Annotated in this window: 15 protein-coding genes; 5 read left to right on the top strand and 10 right to left on the bottom strand. The window is 71.6% G+C overall.

Features of this window, described 5'->3' with window-relative positions:
- Positions 1-177 precede the first annotated feature (177 nt).
- Together ABD343_RS06590 and ABD343_RS06585 are read right to left on the bottom strand one after the other, a co-directional pair.
- Positions 178-1,968, bottom strand: a complete 1,791-nt coding sequence (locus ABD343_RS06590; RefSeq protein ID WP_344525019.1) for an ABC transporter ATP-binding protein — start codon at positions 1,966-1,968, stop codon at positions 178-180.
- Positions 1,965-3,944 (bottom strand): ABC transporter transmembrane domain-containing protein, encoded by a 1,980-nt coding sequence (locus ABD343_RS06585; protein WP_344525017.1) that lies wholly within the window; start codon positions 3,942-3,944, stop codon positions 1,965-1,967. Before ABD343_RS06585 ends, ABD343_RS06590 begins: the two co-directional genes overlap by 4 nt.
- Positions 3,945-4,069: 125 nt before the next feature.
- Here ABD343_RS06585 and ABD343_RS06580 point away from each other — a divergent pair, with 125 nt between their 5' ends.
- Complete coding sequence (locus ABD343_RS06580) at positions 4,070-4,828, top strand: L,D-transpeptidase family protein (RefSeq protein WP_425578107.1); 759 nt, start codon at positions 4,070-4,072, stop codon at positions 4,826-4,828.
- A 141-nt stretch (positions 4,829-4,969) separates the two neighbouring features.
- Here ABD343_RS06580 and ABD343_RS06575 read toward each other — a convergent pair whose 3' ends face one another.
- Positions 4,970-6,382 carry a Gfo/Idh/MocA family protein gene (locus ABD343_RS06575; protein ID WP_344525015.1) on the bottom strand — a complete coding sequence of 471 codons (1,413 nt, stop codon included), beginning with the start codon at positions 6,380-6,382 and terminating at the stop codon, positions 4,970-4,972.
- Between the two features lie 328 nt (positions 6,383-6,710).
- Between ABD343_RS06575 and ABD343_RS06570 the strand changes: the two genes are divergently transcribed.
- On the top strand, positions 6,711-8,078 hold the full coding sequence (locus tag ABD343_RS06570) for an alpha-amylase (protein ID WP_344525013.1): 1,368 nt from the start codon (positions 6,711-6,713) through the stop codon (positions 8,076-8,078).
- Positions 8,079-8,188: 110 nt separating this feature from the next.
- On the opposite strand, the gene ABD343_RS06565 is transcribed toward ABD343_RS06570, so the two are convergent.
- Both ABD343_RS06565 and ABD343_RS06560 read right to left on the bottom strand, forming a co-directional pair.
- Positions 8,189-11,161: an FAD-binding and (Fe-S)-binding domain-containing protein gene (locus ABD343_RS06565; protein ID WP_344525011.1), complete on the bottom strand. Its 2,973-nt coding sequence runs from the start codon at positions 11,159-11,161 to the stop codon at positions 8,189-8,191.
- Positions 11,162-11,308: 147 nt separating this feature from the next.
- Positions 11,309-11,791 carry a MarR family winged helix-turn-helix transcriptional regulator gene (locus ABD343_RS06560; protein WP_344525009.1) on the bottom strand — a complete coding sequence of 161 codons (483 nt, stop codon included), beginning with the start codon at positions 11,789-11,791 and terminating at the stop codon, positions 11,309-11,311.
- A gap of 96 nt (positions 11,792-11,887) precedes the next feature.
- Here ABD343_RS06560 and ABD343_RS06555 point away from each other — a divergent pair, with 96 nt between their 5' ends.
- Positions 11,888-13,741, top strand: coding sequence for an ABC transporter ATP-binding protein (locus tag ABD343_RS06555; RefSeq protein WP_344525007.1), 1,854 nt, complete (start codon positions 11,888-11,890; stop codon positions 13,739-13,741).
- A gap of 41 nt (positions 13,742-13,782) precedes the next feature.
- Entirely contained in the window at positions 13,783-14,472 is a 690-nt protein-coding gene (locus ABD343_RS06550; RefSeq protein ID WP_344525005.1) for a nuclease-related domain-containing protein, read from the top strand.
- Between the two features lie 61 nt (positions 14,473-14,533).
- Here the strand turns inward: ABD343_RS06550 and ABD343_RS06545 are convergent, their stop codons facing one another.
- Both ABD343_RS06545 and ABD343_RS06540 read right to left on the bottom strand, forming a co-directional pair.
- A complete protein-coding gene (locus ABD343_RS06545; protein WP_344525003.1) occupies positions 14,534-14,908 on the bottom strand; it encodes a VOC family protein in 375 nt (124 codons plus the stop codon).
- A 39-nt stretch (positions 14,909-14,947) separates the two neighbouring features.
- A complete protein-coding gene (locus ABD343_RS06540) occupies positions 14,948-16,240 on the bottom strand; it encodes an exo-beta-N-acetylmuramidase NamZ family protein (protein WP_344525001.1) in 1,293 nt (430 codons plus the stop codon).
- Between the two features lie 125 nt (positions 16,241-16,365).
- On the opposite strand from ABD343_RS06540, the gene ABD343_RS06535 reads away from it, so the two are divergent.
- Positions 16,366-16,878 carry an O-acetyl-ADP-ribose deacetylase gene (locus tag ABD343_RS06535; RefSeq protein ID WP_344524999.1) on the top strand — a complete coding sequence of 171 codons (513 nt, stop codon included), beginning with the start codon at positions 16,366-16,368 and terminating at the stop codon, positions 16,876-16,878.
- A 40-nt stretch (positions 16,879-16,918) separates the two neighbouring features.
- Here ABD343_RS06535 and ABD343_RS06530 read toward each other — a convergent pair whose 3' ends face one another.
- The 3 genes from ABD343_RS06530 to ABD343_RS06520 all read right to left on the bottom strand — a co-directional run bounded on the left by ABD343_RS06530 (position 16,919) and on the right by ABD343_RS06520 (position 19,751).
- Positions 16,919-17,983, bottom strand: a complete 1,065-nt coding sequence (locus ABD343_RS06530) for a questin oxidase family protein (RefSeq protein WP_344524997.1) — start codon at positions 17,981-17,983, stop codon at positions 16,919-16,921.
- A gap of 164 nt (positions 17,984-18,147) precedes the next feature.
- Positions 18,148-18,954, bottom strand: coding sequence for an ABC transporter ATP-binding protein (locus ABD343_RS06525; RefSeq protein ID WP_344524995.1), 807 nt, complete (start codon positions 18,952-18,954; stop codon positions 18,148-18,150).
- 302 nt (positions 18,955-19,256) lie between these two features.
- Complete coding sequence (locus tag ABD343_RS06520) at positions 19,257-19,751, bottom strand: hypothetical protein (protein WP_344524993.1); 495 nt, start codon at positions 19,749-19,751, stop codon at positions 19,257-19,259.
- Positions 19,752-19,835: the final 84 nt, after the last annotated feature.

Here is a 19,835-nt window from a genome sequence, read left to right as displayed (position 1 = left end):
CCCGGCGCACGCCACCCGGCCCGGGACGGCCCCGCGTCGGCTGTGATCACGGCACCCGGGCCGAGGGCGCGACCCGTCGGTGGGACGCTGCCGGACGTACCGGCGTCGATCGTTGGAACGCCGACAGTTGCCACGTCGGCCGTTCCGGCACCGGGTGTCCCGCCGCCTCCGCTCCGGTCACCCGTGCCAGGAGCGCCAGAGCGCCGCGTACGGGCCGTCGGCGGCCACGAGGGCGTCGTGGCTGCCGAGTTCGCTGATCCGCCCGTCCTCCACGACGGCTATGACATCGGCGTCGTGCGCGGTGTGGAGGCGGTGCGCGATGGCGACGACGGTGCGCCCCTCCAGCACCTGGGCGAGCGAGCGTTCCAAGTGCCGGGCCGCCCGCGGGTCGAGCAGCGAGGTCGCCTCGTCCAGCACCAGCGTGTGCGGGTCGGCGAGCACCAGCCGGGCCAGCGCGATCTGCTGGGCCTGCGCGGGGGTGACCACGAGCCCGCCCGAGCCGATCTCGCTGTCGAGCCCGGTGGACAGCTCGCGGGCCCAGGTGTCCGCGTCGACCCCGCCCAGCGCCGCCCACAGCTCGGCGTCCGTGGCGTCCGTACGGGCGAGGAGGAGGTTGTCGCGGAGGGTGCCGACGAAGACGTGGTGCTCCTGGTTGACCAGCGCGACGTGGCGGCGGACCTCCTCCGCGGGCATGGCGGCCAGGGCGGTGCCTCCCAGGGTGACCTCGCCCTTGCGCGGGCCGTAGATCCCGGCGAGGAGCCGTCCGAGGGTGGACTTGCCCGCGCCCGAGGGGCCGACCAGCGCCACGCGGGTGCCGGGCGGGACCTGGAGCGTGACGCCGTGGAGCACGTCGACGTCAGGGTGGTAGCCGAAGCGGACCCGGGCGGCGCGTACGTCACGGCCGTCGGGCGACAGCTCGCCGTCACCGGCGTCCGGCTCGATCTCGCGGACGCCCACCAGGCGGGCGAGGGAGACCTGCGCGACCTGCAGCTCGTCGTACCAGCGCAGGATCAGGCCGATGGGGTCGATCAGCATCTGGGCCAGGAGCGCGCCCGTGGTCAGCTCGCCCACGCCGATCCAGCCCTGGAGGACGAAGACGCCGCCGAGCAGGACGACGGAGCCGAGGACCAGGAGGTTGGTGATGTTGATCGTCGGGAAGATGATCGTCCGCAACCAGAGCGTGTAGCGCTCCCAGGCGGTCCACTCGGAGATACGGCGTTCCGACAGCGCCACGCGCCGGTCCCCGAGCCGGTGGGCCTCGACGGTCCCGCCCGCATCCACGGTCTCGGCGAGGGCGGCCGCGACAGCCGCGTATCCGGCGGCCTCCGCGCGGTAGGCGTGGGGCGCCCGGCGGAAGTACCAGCGGCAGCCGATGAGCAGCACGGGCAGGGCGATGAGCACGGAGAGCGCCAGCGGGGGCGCGGTGACGGCCATCGCGCTCAGGAGCAGGCCCGCCCAGACGACGCCGATCGAGAGCTGTGGCACCGCCTGGCGCATGGCCTCGGCCAAGCGGTCGATGTCGGTGGTGATCCGGGAGAGCAGGTCGCCCGTCCCGGCCCGCTCCAGCACGCTCGGGGGCAGGCCGACGGAGCGGACGAGGAAGTCTTCGCGGAGGTCGGCGAGCATGCGTTCGCCGAGCATCGAGCCGCGCAGCCGCACCTGCCAGACGAAGACGGACTGGATCGCCAGCGCCACGGCGAAGAGGGCCACGGCGCGTCCCAGGTGGAGGTCGCGTTCGCCTTCCGACAGGTCGTTGACGAGCGTGCCGAGGATCTGGGGGCCGGCCATGGAGGCGATGACCGCGACGGCGTTGACCGCCATCAGGACGGCGAAGGCCTTGCGGTGCCTGCGCAGCAGTTCGCGCACGTAGGAGCGGACGGTGGCCGGGGAGCCCACCGGCAGGGTGGTGACGTTCTCCGGGGCGGAGGGGTCGTACGCGGGAGGGGCTACGCCAAGTCTCTGCTTCACGCTGACTCAGCTCCTTCCGTCTGCCCGGCGAGGGCGGCGCGCAGCGGCGGGGCCACCGGTTCGGGCTCCCGGGTGACGACGGCTCGGTACGCCGTGTCGTGGCGGATCAGGTCGCGGTGGGCGCCTGTCGCCACCGCGCTGCCGTCATGGACGAAGACCACGCGGTCGGCGCGGTCCAGGAGCAGTGGGCTGGAGGTGAACACGACAGTGGTGCGTGTCTCGCGGAGCTGTTTGAGGCCGCGGGCGATACGGGCCTCGGTGTGGGAGTCGACGGCCGAGGTCGGCTCGTCCAGGACCAGCACCTCGGGGTCGGTGACCAGCGAGCGTGCCAGGGCGAGGCGCTGGCGCTGGCCGCCGGAGAGGGAGCGCCCTCGTTCCGTGACGCGGGCGCACAGCGGGTCGCCCTCTGCGTCGGGGCTGCCCTGCGCGAGGGCGGTGAGCACATCGGCGCACTGCGCGGACTCCAGAGCGCGCTCGACGGTGACGTTCCCGGACGAGGGCACGTCCATGAGCTCGGCGAGGGTGCCCGACAGCAGGACCGGGTCCTTGTCCTGGACGAGAACCAGGGTGCGGGCTTCATCGAGGGGGAGACCGTCGAGGGCCACCCCGTTGAGAAGAACGGAGCCGGAGCCGTCGGGCGCGGCGGGGTGCCCGCCCAGGCGTGCGGCGAGGCGGCCGGCGGCGTCGGGGTCGCCGCACACCACGGCGGTCAGCTCGCCTTCGCGGGCGCGCAGGCCGGTCACGGGGTCGTGCAGGCCGTCGCCGTGCGGAGCACCGTCGCGCTCGCCTCCGGCCCCGTTTCTGCTCTCCGGGGTCCCCACTGTGTCCGAGGCCTTCACCGTCTCCGAGGTCCCCACCGCCTTCGAGGCCTCTACCGTCCCCTGGGCCTCTACGGTCCCCTGGGCCTTCACCGTCTTCCGGGCCTTCACCTTCTCCGGGGCCTCCACCGACTCCGGCGGCTCCGCTTCCCCGGCGGCGTGCTCGCGGCGGAGGGCGAGGACGCGGGCCGCGCGGGCGGCGGAGGGGCGGGAGAAGGAGTACGCCATGGCGAACTCCTGGAAGAGGCGGAGCGGGAAGAGGAGGAACATCACCGCGCCGTAGACCGTGACCAGCTCACCCACGGCGATGCGGCCGTCGAGAGCCATGTTCGCGCCGAACCACACCACGCAGAGGAGGAGCAGTCCCGGCAGCGCGACCTGCACGGCCTCGATCAGAGCCCACATCCGGGCCGTCCGTACGGCGGCGTGGCGCACTTCCTGGGACACGCGGCGGTAGCGGCCGAGGAACAGCTCCTCGCCACCTATACCGCGCAGTACGCGGAGGCCTGCGACGGTGTCGGCGGCCAGCTCGGTGGCGCGGCCCGCCTTCTCGCGCTGGAAGTCCGCGCGCCCCGTGGCCTTCGGCAGCAGCGGCAGCACGGCCAGCGCCAGGACCACCATGCCGAGTCCGACCAGCAGACCGAGGGCGGGTTGGTAGATCATCAGGCCGCCGCAGACCGCCAGGGTAGTCAGCAGCCCCGCGCTGAAGCGGGAGGCCGACTCGACGCACCAGCCGATCTTCTCGATGTCGCCCGTGGAGACGGCGACGACCTCACCGGCCGCGACCCGGCGGGTCAGGGTGGCGCCCAGTTCGGAAGCGCGGCGGGCGAGGAGCTGCTGGACGCGCGCGGCGGCGGTGATCCAGTTGGTGACCGCCACCCTGTGCAGCATCGTGTCACCGACGGTCACGGTGATCGCGAGCAGTGCCATTACGCCGCCCGCCGCCGCCAGCTTCCCGCCCGATTCGGCCACCACCGCGTCGACGGCGAGACCGGTGACGACGGGGAGTGACGCGGCGGACACCAGATGCAGCAATCCCCAGCCGAGGGACTTTGCCTGGCCGCCGAGCTGGCTGCGGCCGAGCCACAGGAGCAGTCGGAGGCCCGAGCGTGTGTCAGGGACACCCGGATCGGGATACGGAAGATCGCGAATCTGCATGACGTCCCAGGTCAGTTCTGTATTCGGGCGGAGTGGCGCTGTGAAAGGCTGCTGCCAGGGATACCGAAAAAGCAACCGGTTTCCCGCGCGGCGTGGGACATCTGGTCAATGCGACCATGGAGGGCATGCGCATACCTGGGACTGAGCGGACGCGGGGCAGGGCAGGGGTGGCGGCCATGGCGGCGGGCGCGACGGCGCTCGCCGTACTTCTGGCGGGCTGCGGCGGTGACGGTGACTCCGCCGGGCAGCGGGCCGAGGCGCGCGCCAAGCCGTCGGAGAAGCGGACGTCCCCATCCCAGGATCCGACGCGCGTGCCCGGCGTGGGGGACCGCCTCCAGGCGAAGATCCCCGGGAACAGCACTCAGGTCGTGACCGTGCGGGGCGAGGGCGTGAACTCGGCGGACGCGACGGTCCGGCTCTACGAGAAGCACGGCAAGACCTGGTCCCAGACGGCGAGCTGGCGCGCGCACAACGGCAAGAAGGGGTGGACGAAGAACCACAGGGAGGGCGACAAGCGCAGCCCCGTGGGCGTGTTCATGCTGACCGACGCGGGAGGGGTGCTGGCCGACCCGGGGGCCAAGCTGCCGTACACCCACAGCGCGGCCTTCACTCCGCCCACGTATTGGCCGAAAAAGACGCGCCATGACTTCGACTACGTGATCGCGGTCGACTACAACCGCGTCAAGGGCACCTCGCCGCTCGACCCCACCCGGCCCCAGGGCAAGTCCAAGGGCGGCAGCATCTGGCTGCACAGGGACCACGGCAGCGGCACCTCGGGCTGCGTCAGCGTCTCCAAGGCCGGGATGGAGAAGCTGCTGCGCACCCTCGACCCGAAGAAGCACCCCGTCGTGGCGATGGGGGACAGGGCGGCGCTGGAGGGCTGACCTCAGCGCCCGCCCTGCCCCCGTCCCGCCCTGTCCCCTCCCCTCCGCCCCCGCTCTCCTCCGCCCCCGGCTTCCGCCCTCGGCTTCCGGTGGACGTGAGGCCTTGCGGGGCTCCGGCGGCCCCCTCGCGTCGGTCTCGCGTCAGTCCTTCGGCTTCTCCGAGTCCACGCCGCCGCGCTCCTTCTTCCACAGGCCGCGGGTGAAGTCCGGGATCTCCTGTGGCATGCCGTTCGCCTTGATCGAGGCGTGGCTCAGCGGTACGGGCGCCGTCCAGGTCGCCGCGTCGTAGACGTCGAAGTCCGGGACGAGGCCCAGCCGCATGCACTGCATCAGCCGGAACAGCATGATGTAGTCCATGCCGCCGTGCCCGCCGGGCGGGTTGGCGTGCTCCTTCCAGAGCCAGTGGTCGAAGTCCTTGTACTTGTCGAAGTCGCCCCACTCGTGGCCGGACATCTCCGGCTCCAGGTAGATGCGCGGCGGGTAGTCCTCGAAGACGCCCTTGGTGCCCGCGAGGATGTTGAGCCGGTCGTACGGATGCGGGTTGGAGACGTTGTGCTCCAGCCGGATCACGCGGCCCTTGGCGGTCTGCACGAGACTTATCGACATGTCGCTCTCGATGTACGTCTCCTTCCAGCTCTCGTGGCCGGGCGGCATGTGCTCCTTGCGGTAGGCGGCGAGACCGAGTGCGGGAGAGCCGAACGTGGATATCCGTACGGCGCGGTCGCCCCGGTTGACGTCCATGTAGTTCGAGGCGGGCCCGAAGCCGTGGTTGGGGTAGAGGTCGCCCTTGAGGCGGGTGTGCCACTTACGGCGCCACGGGCCCTCGTAGTAGTCGGGGTCGAACATCAGCTCGCGCAGGTCGTGGATGTAGGCCCCCGCGCTGTGCAGCAGATCGCCGAAGAGGCCCTCGTGGGCCATGCGCAGGACGCGCATCTCGTTCTGTCCGTACGCGCAGTTCTCCAACTGCATGCAGTGCTTGCGGTGCCGCTCGGACAGGTCCACCAGTTCCCAGAGCTGCTTGAGCTCCAGTGCGAGCGGGCACTCGACGCCGACGTGCTTGCCGCCCTTCAGCGCGGCCTTGGCCATGGCGTAGTGCCAGTCCCATGGCGTGGCGACGTAGACGAAGTCGAGGTCGCCACGGGTGCAGAGCTTCTCGAAGTCGTGGTCGCCCTTGGCGTAGAGGGTGGGGGCGGGCTGGCCCGCGTCGGTGACCTTCTTCGCGGCCTTCTCCGCCTTCTCGCGCACCGGGTCGCAGAGCGCGACCACGCGCACACCCTTGAGGGCGAGGAAGAGGTCGATCATGCTCCCGCCGCGCTGCCCCAGCCCGATGATGCCGACCCGGACGGTGCTCCGTCCCTCGAAGGGCACGCCGATCATCGTCTCGCCCTGACGCGGGGGAGCGGCGGGTGACTTGTCGTCCGCCGCCAGGGCCGCGGCGGCGTCCTGTCCGGCCGCCGCACCCGTGCCCGTGCCGAGGGCCCCGATGCCCAGTCCCGCGCCTGCCGCGCCCGCAGTTCGAAGGACGGAACGGCGGCTGAATCCTTGGTCGTTCATGGGGCCTCCCGCGGCTCGATGTGAGATTCCTGCATGTCTTATGTCGGAAGTCGTTCGTCTGCGCGCCAGATACGTCAACTCCGTGCAGGACCCTCGTGGTTGAGGCCAGTGGTGCGCAAGAGGGCGGACTTGGACTCTTCGTCGGGAGACTTGGACTCTTGCGTCCGCAAAATCTTGCAGCAAGGCACTGGAAACCATTGCTTCATCTCTTGACGTGTCCACGCGTGCGCGGCAGGCTCGCAGCCGTATCCCCCCACGGCGGCCCAGGCGCGTGGCTGCCTTCCCCCGGGCATCTCCCTGTGCCCGTAAGACGAAGGAGCCGCACACCATGAGAAAGCGCCTGCTCGCGGCGAGCACCGCCGGAGTGCTGGCGGCCGGAGCCCTGACGGCCGTCGCTCCCTGGCAGTCCCAGGCCGCGCCGCCCGGCGAGAAGTCCGTCACCGCCACGCTCTTCGAGAGGCCGTTCGCCTCGGTGGCCAAGGAGTGCACCGATACGCTCGGCCCCGCCGGTTACGGCTACGTCGAGGTCTCCCCGGCCACCGAGCACATCCAGGGCGACCAGTGGTGGACCTCGTACCAGCCCGTCAGCTACAAGATCGACGGCCGGCTGGGCAGCCGGGCCGACTTCGAGAGCATGGTCAAGACCTGCGACGAGGCCGGGGTCAAGGTCGTCGCCGACGCGGTCATCAACCACATGAGTTCCGGGTCGGGCACGGGAACCGGTGGAACCGCGTACTCCAAGTACGACTACCCGGGCACCTACCAGGACAGCGACTTCCACGGCTGCCGCAAGGACATCTCGGACTACGGAAACCGTGAGAACGTCCAGACCTGCGAACTCGTCGGTCTCGCCGACCTGGACACGGGCAGCGAGACGGTCCAGTCGAAGATCGCCAAATACCTCGACGACCTGCGCTCCATGGGCGTCGCGGGCTTCCGTATCGACGCGGCCAAGCACATGGCGGCCAAGGACATCGAGGGCATCAAGTCCAAGATGACCCAGGACCCCGGATTCTGGGTCAGCGAGGTGATCTACGGCGCGGGCGAGGCCGTCCAGCCCGACGAGTACACGGGCATCGGGGACGTCGACGAGTTCCGCTACGGCCACCACGTGAAGAGCGCGTTCCAGGGCGGGGACCTGGGCGGCCTCCAGAACATCGGCGACGGCAAGCTGGGCAGCGGTTCGGCCCGTGCGTTCGTCGACAACTGGGACACCGAGCGGAACGGTTCGACGCTCACCTACAAGGACGGCGCCACCTACACCCTGGCCAACGTCTTCCTGCTGGCCCACCCGTACGGATCGCCCAACGTGTACTCGGGCTACGAGTTCAGCTCCAACGACGCCGGGCCGCCGAGTGGTGACACGGGCTGGACCAACACCCACGCCAAGCCGCAGATCACCGGCATGGTCGGCTTCCGCAACGCCGTCGGCGACGCCGAGCTGGGCGACTGGTGGTCGGAGGGCGCGGCGGTCGCGTTCAGCAGGGGAGACAAGGGCTTCGTCGCCGTCAACAACGGGGAGGGCGAACTCGCGAAGTCCTTCAAGACCTCGCTCCCCGCGGGCTCGTACTGCAACGTCGCGTCCGGTGAGTCCGGCGACTGCGCGGAGAAGGTCGAGGTGTCCGGGGACGGCACGGCCGAGCTGAAGGTGCCCGGGAAGGGCGCTGTGGCGCTCCACGTGGGCGCGAAGGCCTGACGGGCGGGCTCAGGGACCCCCGGGCCCCCGGGGGTCCCTGAGCCGCCTCAGGGCGCTTGCGCGTCCGCGCGCTGCCGCCCGTCCCCGCGTGCGCTACGCGCGGCCGGCGGCTAGCGGGGCCGGGTGGCCCGCTCCAGCTCCAGGACGACCGAACGGTATCCGGGTCCGCCCGTCGCGAAGTCCATGCCGATCTCGCAGGTGCGGTTGGCCGAGAGATACGCGTCGTACGGGCGGGCGTTCACCTCCTCGGCCTCTCTGGCCGTGGCCGAGAGGGTCAGCTCCTTGTGCAGCATCCCCCGGTCACCGGCGAAGGCGCAGCATCCGGCGTCGAGCGGCACCACGACCTCCTCGGCGCAGGCTTCCGCGACCCGCCGCAGATGGTCCTCGTCGCCCAGGTGCCGCATGGAGCACGTGGGGTGGAGCACCGCGGAGTCGATCCGGTGCTCGACGGTCAGACGGGGCAGCAGCTCGTCCGCCGCCCAGACCAGTGAGTCGACCACCGTCAGACGGTCGTGCAGTTTGGCGTTGGCCGGTGTCAGATAGGGCACCACTTCGTGGGCGATGCCGAGCGTGCAGGACGAGGCGTCCACGACGAGGGGCAGCTCCCCGCCGTCCGTCCAGCGCCAGGCGGCCTCCACGATCCTGTTGGCCATCAAGGCGTTGCCCGAGTCGTAGCCCTTGGAGTGCCAGATGGTCGCGCAGCAGGTGCCTGTGACGTCCTCCGGGATCCATACGGGCCGGCCCGCGCGGGCGGAGACGATGACCATGGCCTCCGGGAGCGAGGGGCCCTCGTGGCCGTCCGGGTCGCCGAAGATGCGGTTGACGCAAGCCGGGTAGTAGACGGCCGCCGCGCTCGCCCTGTCCGTCGCGGGCAGCCGTTTGGCGGCCGCCCCGGGGATCTCGGGCAGCCACTCCGGCACGAGGTCCGGCCGCACGGCCCTGCGTACGCCCGCGGTGGCCTTCTCGAGCAGACGGTCGCCCAGGTCGCCGTTCCTGCCGCGCAGCCGCTTGCGCACCTGGTCGGCCGCGGCGACGGCGAGACGCGCGGAACGTTCGACCGCGGCGAAGTTCTTCGCCGCGCGCGCCGCCGCGCGCTCCTCGCGGCCCGAGTGCCGGGCGTGACGGAAGTCCTTCATCATCGCGCCCGTGTCGATGCCGACGGGACAGGCGATCTTGCAGGTGGAGTCGCCCGCGCAGGTGTCGACCGCGTCGTAGCCGTACGAGTCCAGCAGGCTGTCGTTGACCGGGGAGGTGGGAGCCTGGCGCATCATCTCGCGGCGCAGCACGATGCGCTGGCGCGGCGTGGTGGTCAGGTCCTCGCTGGGGCAGGTCGGTTCGCAGAAGCCGCACTCGATGCACGGGTCGGCTACCGCCTCGACCTGGGGGATGGACTTGAGGCCGCGCAGGTGCGCCTTGGGGTCGCGGTCGAGGACCACGCGGGGCGCGAGCACCCCCTCCGGGTCGAACAGCCGCTTGACCCGCCACATCAGTTCGGTGGCCCGCTCGCCCCATTCCAGTTCCAGGAAGGGCGCGATGTTCCGTCCCGTGGCGTGCTCCGCCTTGAGCGAGCCGTCGAATCGCTCGACGGTCAGACGGCAGAACTCGTCCATGAAGGCGGCGTACCGCTCGACGTCCTCGGGCAGGGCCGCGTCGAACGCCAACAGGAAGTGCAGGTTGCCGTGTGCCGCGTGGCCTGCCACGGCCGCGTCGAAGCCGTGCCTCTCCTGGAGTTCGAGCAGCGCCTCGCAGGCCTCTGCCAGCCGGGAGGGCGGCACGGCGAAGTCCTCCGTGATGAGGGTCGTCCCCGACGGACGGGAGCCGCCCACGGCTGTCACGAACGCCTTGCGCGCCTTCCAGTACGAGGCGATGGTCCCGGCGTCCCGGGTGAACTCGTTGGTCACGGAGGGAACGGGCGCTACCAGGTCCAGCCCGGAGACGACCTCGCGGGCGGCGCGTTCGCTCTCCTCACGCGCCTTCTCGTCGGGGGAGCGGAATTCGACCAGGAGGGCCGTCGTCTCCTTGGGCAGCTCCGCCCAGTCCTGCGGGACCCCCTGCACGCTGACGGAGGCGCGCAGCGTATTGCCGTCCATCAGCTCGACGGAGAGCGCGCCCGCCTCGTTGAACAGGGGCACCGCCGCGGCCGCCGCCGAGAGGGTGGGGAAGAAGAGCAGCCCCGTGGAGGTGAGGCGGTTCAGCGGGAGGGTGTCGAAGACGACCTCGGAGAGGAAGCCCAGCGTGCCCTCGGAGCCCACCATGAGGCCCCGCAGGATGCTCACCGGGGAGTCGCCGTCGAGGAACGCGTCCAGCCGGTAGCCGTTGGTGTTCTTCAGCTCGTACTTGGCACGGATACGGGCGACCAGGTCCGGGTCGGACTCGATCTCCTCCTTGAGCGCCATCAGGCCCTCGCAGAGCGCCGGTTCCGCGTGGGCCAGTGTCTCGTCGGCGTCCGGTTCGGCCGTGTCCACCACGGTGCCGCTCGGCAGGACGGCGGTGAGCGAGGCGACCGTACGGTACGAGTTGCGCGTGGTGCCCGCCGTCATGCCGGACGCGTTGTTCGCGACCACGCCGCCGACGGTGCACGCGATGGCGCTGGCCGGGTCGGGGCCGAGCAGCCGTCCGTACGGGGCGAGCGCGGCGTTGGCCCGGAAGACGGTGGTCCCGGGCAGGATGCGCATCCGCTTGCCCTCGTCGTCCAGCACCTCCGTGCCCACCCAGTGCTGCCGGACGTCCACGAGGATGTCCTCGCCCTGGGCCTGCCCGTTGAGCGAGGTGCCCGCCGCGCGGAAGACGACATCGCGTCCGTTCCCGCGCGCGTAGGAGAGCACCGCCGACACGTCGTCGAGGTCCTCGGCCAGGACCACGACCTGGGGCACGAAGCGGTAGGGGCTGGCGTCGGACGCATAGCGCACCAGGTCGGAGACCTTCCAGAGCACCTTCCCGGGGCCGAGGAGCCGCTCCAGGTCGCCGCGGAGGGGCTGCGGCGTGCCGTCGGCGCGGGAGTCCGGGACGCGGTCTCCTGAGGGGGCGTGGCCCGCCGACGGATGGGGACGCAGGGCGCCAGGCTGAGGTTCGAGCAGGGGCATGGCATCTCCTGGGCGCGCGGGAGGCGGGAGTTGATGTGCGCCACATGCTAGTTCCGCACGTGAGGGGGCGCTCTGCCAGGTCCGGGGCCTGAAGTCCGGGACTTCAGGCCCGGATGCTCCAGGTCCGGCGCTTCAGGCCCGGGTGCTTCAGGTCCGGGGCTTCCCGTCGGTGCCGCAACCCTGCCGCTCGCCGTGCCCGCCGGAGTCGAGGAGCGCCAGCAGGGTGCTCAGCTCGCCCCGCTGGTCGTGGGTGAGGGGCGCCAGCAGGTCCTCGGCGGCGGACCGGCGGGCCTGTCGCAGCTCCTGGAGCGCCTTTCTGCCGCCCTCCGTCAGCTCGATCCGGGTCACCCGGCGATTGGCCGTGTCCGGGACGCGGCGCACCAGGGAGCGCTCCTCCAGTGCGTCGACCAGGCTCGTCACCTGCCGGGGCACGACGCCGAGCCGCTCGGCGAGGTCCGCCATGCGCGGGGGCTCCGGGCTGTGTCCCGTGACGCGCAGCAGGCGGGCCTGCGCGGGCGTGACGCCGACGGGGGCGAAGCTCTGCCGGTGCGCGTGGTTGAGCCGCTTGGTGAGCCGCAGGAGCTGGTCAGCGAGGTCTCCGGCCGACTCGCCGGAGGGGCGGTGCGTCATGGCCGAAGGGTACCAGGACCTAGTTCATTGTGAGTATAGGTAACAATGAACTATGCTCTCGATACCGTGAACCCACCCGAACTCCCGAGGAGCCCCTTGCGCCCTGAATCGCCCGGCTGGAAGCCGTCTCCCAAGGACCCGCTGGCTCCCGAGCAGCCCGTGTCGATCCGCCGTATCCTCCGCCTCTTCCGGCCGTACCGTGGCCGGCTCGCCACCGTCGGCCTCCTGGTCGCCGCGTCCTCGCTCGTCTCGGTCGCCTCGCCGTTCCTGCTGCGCGAGATCCTCGACGTCGCCATCCCGAGGCAGCGGACCGGGCTCCTCGGCCTGCTCGCGCTCGGCATGATCGCGACGGCGGTCATGACCAGCGTCTTCGGCGTCCTCCAGACGCTCATCAGCACGACCGTGGGCCAGCGCGTCATGCACGACCTGCGCACCGGCGTCTACGGGAAGCTCCAGCGGATGCCGCTCGCGTTCTTCACCCGTACGCGCACCGGCGAGGTCCAGTCGCGGATCGCCAACGACATCGGGGGCATGCAGGCCACCGTCACCTCCACCGCGACCTCCCTGGTCTCCAACCTCACCAGCGTGATCGCGACCATCGTCGCCATGCTCGCGCTCGACTGGCGGCTCACGATCGCCTCGCTGCTCCTGCTGCCCTTCTTCGTGTGGGTGAGCCGCCGCGTAGGGCGCGAGCGCAAGAGGATCACCACGGAGCGCCAGAAACAGATGGCCTCCATGTCGGCGACCGTCACCGAGTCGCTGTCGGTCAGCGGCATCCTGCTCGGCCGCACCATGGGCCGTGCCGACTCGCTCACCAGGAGCTTCGCCGACGAGTCGGACCGCCTGGCCGACCTGGAGATCCGCTCCAGCATGGCGGGGCGCTGGCGCATGTCGACCATCGGCATCGTGATGGCCGCGATCCCGGCGCTCCTGTACTGGACGGCGGGCATGCTCGTCCATTTCGGCGGCCCCGCCTTCTCCATCGGCACCCTGGTCGCGTTCGTCACCCTCCAGCAGGGGCTGCTGCGTCCGACCGTCTCGCTGCTGAGCACCGGCGTGGAGATGCAGACGTCCCTCGCGCTCTTCCAGCGCATCTTCGAATACCTCGACCTGCCGGTGGACATCACCGAACCCGAGCACCCCGTCACCCTCCCGAAAGCCAAGGGCGAGGTCCGCTTCGAGAAGGTGGACTTCTCCTACGACGGCGACGACCCCCGCGCCACCCTGCGCGACATCGACCTGACCGTCCCTGCGGGCACCAGCCTGGCCGTCGTCGGCGCGACCGGATCGGGCAAGAGCACCCTCAGCTATCTGGTGCCACGGCTGTACGACGTCACCGGAGGACGTGTGACCCTCGACGGCGTGGATGTGCGGGACCTGGATTTCGCGTCACTCGCCCGCGCGGTCGGCGTGGTGTCCCAGGAGACCTACCTCTTCCACGCGACCGTCGCCGACAACCTGCGCTTCGCCAAGCCCGACGCGACCGACGAGGAGCTGCGCGAGGCCGCGCGGGCCGCCCAGATCCACGACCAGATCGCGGCCCTGCCCGACGGCTACGACACCCTCGTCGGCGAACGCGGCTACCGCTTCTCCGGCGGCGAGAAGCAGCGCCTCGCGCTCGCGCGCACCATCCTGCGCGACCCGCCGGTGCTCATCCTCGACGAGGCCACCAGCGCGCTCGACACCCGCACCGAACGGGCCGTGCAGCAGGCCGTGGATGCGCTCTCGGCCGGACGGACCACCCTGACCATCGCGCACCGCCTGTCCACCATCCGCGACGCGGACCAGATCGTCGTCCTCGACAAGGGGCGCGTCGTCGAACGCGGCACCCATGACGAACTGCTCGCCGCCGACGGGCGGTACGCCGCACTCGTCCGCAGGGACGCGCAGACCACAGAAGCCCCCGCCGTCCCAGTCCGCGCCCTCGGCTCGACCTCGTCACCGCTCTGACGGATCCTGGAGGAAGGGACGAGGTTCCAGGGGGTGGCGTCATGGACAAGTACGACAGTGCTCATGAATGGCCGCACGGCGAAGGCCCGTTGTGGCTCCATCCGGACGACGATCTGGCGCCGAACCGTCCCGGCGAGCACCTGCACGCCCGGCTCGCGTCCCACGAGGCGCACGGCGGGCCCCTGGCGGCCCCGCGAGCCCTGGCCGCGCGGCTGGCCGGCCGCACCGATCAGGCCGCCGTATGGCGCGGACAGCTCGCCGGGCACCAGGAGGTGGGCGACGCGCTGGAGTCGAAGACCGCGGGCGGCTGGCGGGTCCTGCACGCGATCCCGCTCCCCTCGCACACGGTCATCTCCCACCTCCTGATCGGACCGGGCGGGGTGTTCACCCTCCGCACGGAGCACCACAGGCGCGCACATGTGCGGGTGGGCCACGACTCGGTACGCGTCGGACGGCGTCGTTACGAGCCGTACGTACGGCTCGCGCGGCGCGAGGCCCGGGCCGCGTCGCTGGCCCTCAGCCGGGGCTGCGACGTCGTGGTGGAGGCACAGCCGGTGCTGGTCCTCGCCGCCGCTTCCCGGATCACCGTCGGACCCGAGGCGGGCAGCGTCCAGGTGATGCGGGAACGTGAGGTGACCCGGCTGGGCGAAGGCATGGCCGTCTGGAAGCCGCCGGAGATCGAGGCGGTCTACGCCGTGGCGCGCGACCGGCGCACCTGGACCGGCCTGTGAGAGGCGGGAGCGCCCGGTCCGGAGGAGATCCGTCAGGAGCCGCCTATCCGTCAGGAGCCGCCTAGCGGTGGACGCTCCGCGGCTTCGGATCGAAGACGCAGAACTCGTTCCCTTCCGGGTCGGACATGATGTCCCAGCCGATCTGGCCGTCCCGTCTGCGCACCAACGTCGCTCCCAGGGCGAGCAGTTCGTCGGTGTTGCCGAAGACGTCCAGGTGCATGCGGTTCTTGACCGTCTTCGGCTCGGTCACCGGGGTGAACCAGATGAGCGGCCCGGCCCCGGCGGGATCGTAGATGGGCACGGGCCACTCCCGGGGCTGTTCGGAGTAGCCCGCCGGGGGCTGGCGCCGTTCGTAGCCCAGCGCGGTGCACCACCAGTCGGCCAGCGACTGGTGGTCGACGGCGTCCATGACGAGGTCCTTGAATCGTGCGGCCATAGCCGGAGCCTAGCCCGGGCGGGCCGTCACGGCCGTACCTCAGCCGTACAGCAGGTAAGGGCGTCGCTTCCGGGTGAACGCGCGCACCTCGGACCGCCACGCGGCCGTGACGGCGGCCGTGTCCTTGCCGTCGTCGATCATCTCCCGCAGCCGGGGGGAGCCCGAGAGCTTGTCGATCCAGTACGGCCGCGGATCCTGGTCCTTGCGCCAGGCGAACCCGTCGTACTTGCGGGCCTCCACCAGCATGGCGACGGCCGTAGGGACCGCCTCGTACCGGGCCGGGTCGGTCACCAGGAGCTGTACGCCCGCACAGGTCTTGCCCGTGTACTTGCTGAACGTCGGGACGAAGTAGCCCTCCCGGAAGCGCACGCCCGGCAGCTTCAGCGCGTTGAGCCGGTCGCTGTAGTGGTAGTCCAGATAGGGGGCGCCGATGAACTGGAACGGCTGGGTGGTGCCGCGTCCCTCGGACAGGTTGGTCCCTTCGAAGTAGCCCGTGCCCGCGTAGGCGGTGGCCGTGTCCGGCGTTGGCATGTTGGGCGAGGGCGGCACCCACGGCAGGCCGGTGCGCTGCGCCGTCGTGGACGGGTCCCAGCCGCGCACCCGGACGACCTCCAGCTCGGCCTTCCCGCCGTCCCCTTCCCGCGGCAGAAGTTCACCGTTGAAGTACCGCGCCAGTTCGCCGACGGTCATGCCGTGCTGCTGGATGATCGGCTTGAGCCCGACGCCCGAGGAGAACTCCGGCGTCAGCAGAGGACCGTCCGCTCTGCGGCCGATGGGGTTCGGTCTGTCCAGCACGAGGAACCGGGCACCCGTGTCCCGCGCGGCGACCATCGCGTGGAACATCGTCCAGATGTACGTGTAGAACCGCACGCCCACGTCCTGGATGTCGAAGACGATGGTGTCGGCCCCCGCCTTGCGGAACAGGGCGGCCATCTTCTTCGCGTCGGCGCCGTACGCGTCGTACACGGTCAGACCCGTGCGCGGGTCCTCGAACTTCGGTTCCGACTCGCCTGCCTGGGCGCTGCCCCGGAAGCCGTGCTCCGGGCCGAAGACCCCGACGATGTTCAGCTCGTCCCGCGCGGCCATCGAGTCGACCACATGGCTCGCGTCGCGCAGGATGCCGGTCGGATTGCTGACGACGCCGACCTTGCGGCCCCGCAGCATGCTCCACCCCCGCGCGGCCGCGACATCGGCCCCGGGGACGACGGAGTGCGCCGATCCGCCCCCTCCCGGCGGTGCCGCACCGGCGGCGCCGGCGGTGAGCAGCGGGGCGGCGAGGGCGGCGGCGGTGCCGCCTGCCACGAGGGAACGGCGGGAGGGAGCGCTGGCCATGACGGACCGTCCTTCCGGAAGAGGGCGGGCTGGGCAAGCTAACCCGAAGGTGACAGTGGCGACCAGGGTGCGTGCACGAGCCAATGCGCATGCGCACCGACACGCGCCGCTGACAGGATGGCCGCATGCCGAATCCGAACATCACCCTGGTCCAGGGCGACATCACCGAGCAGGACGTCGACGCCGTGGTGAACGCGGCCAATTCCTCCCTGCTGGGCGGCGGCGGAGTGGACGGCGCGATCCACCGCAAGGGCGGTTCGGAGATCCTGGCCGAGTGCCGCAGCCTGCGTGCCTCGCGCTACGGCGGCGGACTCCCGGTGGGGCACGCGGCGCCGACGACCGGCGGCAAACTGCTCGCGCGCTGGGTCATCCACACGGTCGGCCCCGTCTGGCAGCCCGACGAGGACCGCTCGGCGCTCCTCGCCTCCTGCCACCGCGAGTCCCTGCGCGTGGCCCGGGAGCTGGGCGCCCGTACCGTCGCGTTCCCCGCCATCTCCACGGGCGTCTTCCGCTGGCCCGTCGAGGACGCCGCCCGGATCGCGGTCGGCACGCTGCGAGAGGAGGGCGAGGGCTTCGAGGAGCTGCGGTTCGTTCTCTTCGACAAGCGCGCCTACGACGCCTTCGCCGCCGCGCTCTGAGCGCTCCGCCGCTCGCAGCCGGACATGGCCCGCCGGGCCGTCAGAACATCGGCTCCGTCAGCTCGACCGCGCGCAGGGCCGCCGCCAGGGCCGTGCCGCGGCTCTCCTCGTCGCCGTCCCGGCCGCTCCGCTCGGCGACGTCCAGCGCGGTGTCCGCCAGCTTGATGACGTGCTCGTCGCCGTGGGCGACAGCGCGCGCGAAAACATCCTCCGGCGTGGCACGCCCCGGGTCCGGGGCCGGAGCGGGCTCAGAGGGGCCGTAGACGGCCGTGACGGCGGCGCTGACGGTCCAGGCTGCGTCCAGGCTCGGCCCCCACAGCCCGGGCGGCAGAGCGGGCAGCGTGCGCAGCACGGCGTTCGGCGCGGTGGCCGCGTGGACGAGCATGACGGGGGAGCCGTGCGCGTGGGTCGCGTACCGGAGCGTCGCCGCGCGCACGACCCCGGCGATCTCGGCCTCGGCGGCGGCCGCGTCGAGGTCCTGCGGGCCGGGGCGTGCGGGCAGCCCGGCGATCCGTTCGAGTCTCGCCACGATGCCGCCGCTCTGGTCCTCGACCAGCGGGACGGCGTCCAGCCCGGCCGCCGCCGAGCGCGGGGCGGGGAGTTCCCGGACGCCGGAGAGCGTGAGGTGCCGTGCGGCCCAGTAGCCGAGCGCGTGGCCCAGCTCGGCCCTGCGGGGCCGGGTCGTGGCCCCGCTCCGTGCCTCCTCCTCGCTCAAGAGGGTCCGCACGGCGTGACCCGTACGGATGACCGGGTGGGTGGCGGCGCCGGAGATGCCCGGCAGCAGACGGGGCCACCATTCGGCGAGCACGTCGCGCCAGGGCCGCTCCTCGACCTGCCGCGTGAAGAACAGCGCCCAGTCCGCCAGTCTGCGGGGGTCGCCCAGGTGCTCCCGCCAGTTGGCCTCGGTGACGGGGCCGGTGGGTGCGGGCATGTCCTCCAGCTTGTCCCGGTAACGGTCGAGCCAGCGGTGCACGGTCCCGGCCTGCCCGTGCCGCACCAGCGCCTCGACGGCCATGGGGGCGTGGTTGGTGAGCCAGCCCTCCCGCTCGGGGCCGGTACGGTGCAGTCGTTCCAGCGCTTCGTCGAGTGTCCCTGTCGTGTCCATGGGCGGCACGCTAGGCGCGGGTGAAGGACGGCCGGAACGGTCCACGGCCCGAGGCGCGCCGGGTCTTCGTGGCCTAGGACCCGCGGCCCAGGAGACCTAGGACCGACCCCTCGCGGGTCTGTCCGTCCGCCCGTTCGGGCTCGCGGGTCTGTCTGTCCGCCCGTTCAGGCCCGGCGGCCGGAACGGGCGAGCCAGCGGCCGTCCTGGTGCGTCACCTCGATGGGACGGCCGAAGCACTGGGTCATGCGCTCTCCGGTCAGCACCTCGCGCACCGGGCCGTGTGCCTGCACCCTGCCCTCTCGCAGCAGCAGGGCGTGGGTGGTGCTCGGCGGGAGCTCCTCCAGATGGTGGGTCACCGTGACCGTCGCCAGTTCCGGACGGTCCACCGCGAGTCTGCGCAGCGCGTCGATGAGGTCCTCGCGCGAGGGCAGGTCCAGGGCGTTGAACGGCTCGTCGAGCAGGAGCAGCGACGGGGAGGGCATCAGGGCGCGGGCGATGAGGACCCGGGCCCGCTGGCCGCCCGAGCAGACGCCGAAGGGGCGGTCGGCCAGCTCCTTGCAGTCGAGTTCGGCCAGCAGCTCGTGGGCCAGCTCGCGCGTCGCGGCGTCGTACTTCTTCCAGAGCGGCTGCACCGTTCCGGTCGCGCCCGTCAGGACGACCGTGTGTGCCGTGGCGTCCTGCGGGACCCGCTGGGAGGTGGAGACATGGCCCAGGACGGCGCGCAGCTCGCGCACATCGACCCGGCCGAGCCGCTTGCCGAGCACCTCGACCGTGCCGGTCGTGGGGTGCATGGTCGCGCCGATGAGGCGCAGGAGGGTGGTCTTGCCCGCGCCGTTCGCCCCCAGGAGCGCCCAGTGCTCACCGGCGCGTACGGACCAGTCGACGTCGTCGAGGATGACCTGGTCGGTCGTGGTCCGGCGGACGCCGACGCCCTCCAGGGCGGTCACGTAGCGGGGCGAAGGGTCTTGCATGCGGTGCCTCCCGGCGCGTCCTGGTGCGGCACGGCCACCGGCGCCCGGGGCGATGTCCCGACGCGGCGGGCCGCTTGGACGGTCAGGCTAGCTGTATGGTGCACCGTCCTGCTGGAGTGTCCGGAACGTGAACGTGCCCCTGCCAGGGGGACCGCAGGGGCACGTTCGTGGAGAAGGAGAGCGCGGGCCGTCCGACCCCCGTGATCAGACGGAGGCGCGGCTCTCCTTGCGGTACCGGTTGACCGGCGGCAGCCAGCACATGACCAGGGCGACGAGCCCGAGGAGGACGGCTGCCGTACTGGTCACCCTGAGGCTGGTGGGGGGCGCGTCGCTGAGGACGAGCAGGTGGGGGAAGGCGGCCGACAGGAACGCCACGATGGTGACATCACGCGGGCCCAGACGGCGGCCTTGCGTACGAACAGGGCGAACAGCAGCAGCCCGACGCCGAACACCATGGCGATGAGGGCGCGGGCCTCCATCGTGCTCTGCCACTCGGTGACGACCGAGTCCCAGAGGGGACCGCCGGCGAGCTCCTTGATGTCGGCCGAGGTCACACCGGCCTGGAGGCCGACGGCCTCGGGGTTGGAGTCGACGGCGTTGCGCACGTTCTCGTCGGCGATGTCCTTGCCGCCCGAGAACACCAGGAAGGAGCCGATCGCGCCCGACAGAGCGGCCAGTGCGGTCACGATCGGCAGGGCGGCCAGAACCCCGGGTTTTCTGATCCGGGACGCCGCCCGGCCCGGCTGGGGGACCGGGTGCGGGGCGCCCTGCATGGGGGCAGCCTGTGGGTAGCTCACGTGCAGGGTCTCCTGGGCGGAAAGCGAGGGGGAGGTGTGGTGGGCATGACCCTTCCACGGGTATTGCGGCGCGAACTACCGTTT

Origin of the sequence: Streptomyces albiaxialis (genome assembly GCF_039530985.1) — a bacterium.
GTDB lineage: Bacteria > Actinomycetota > Actinomycetes > Streptomycetales > Streptomycetaceae > Streptomyces > Streptomyces albiaxialis.
The sequence above is the reverse complement of the archived record's forward strand: the minus strand, read 5'-3'. Positions and strand labels throughout refer to the sequence as shown.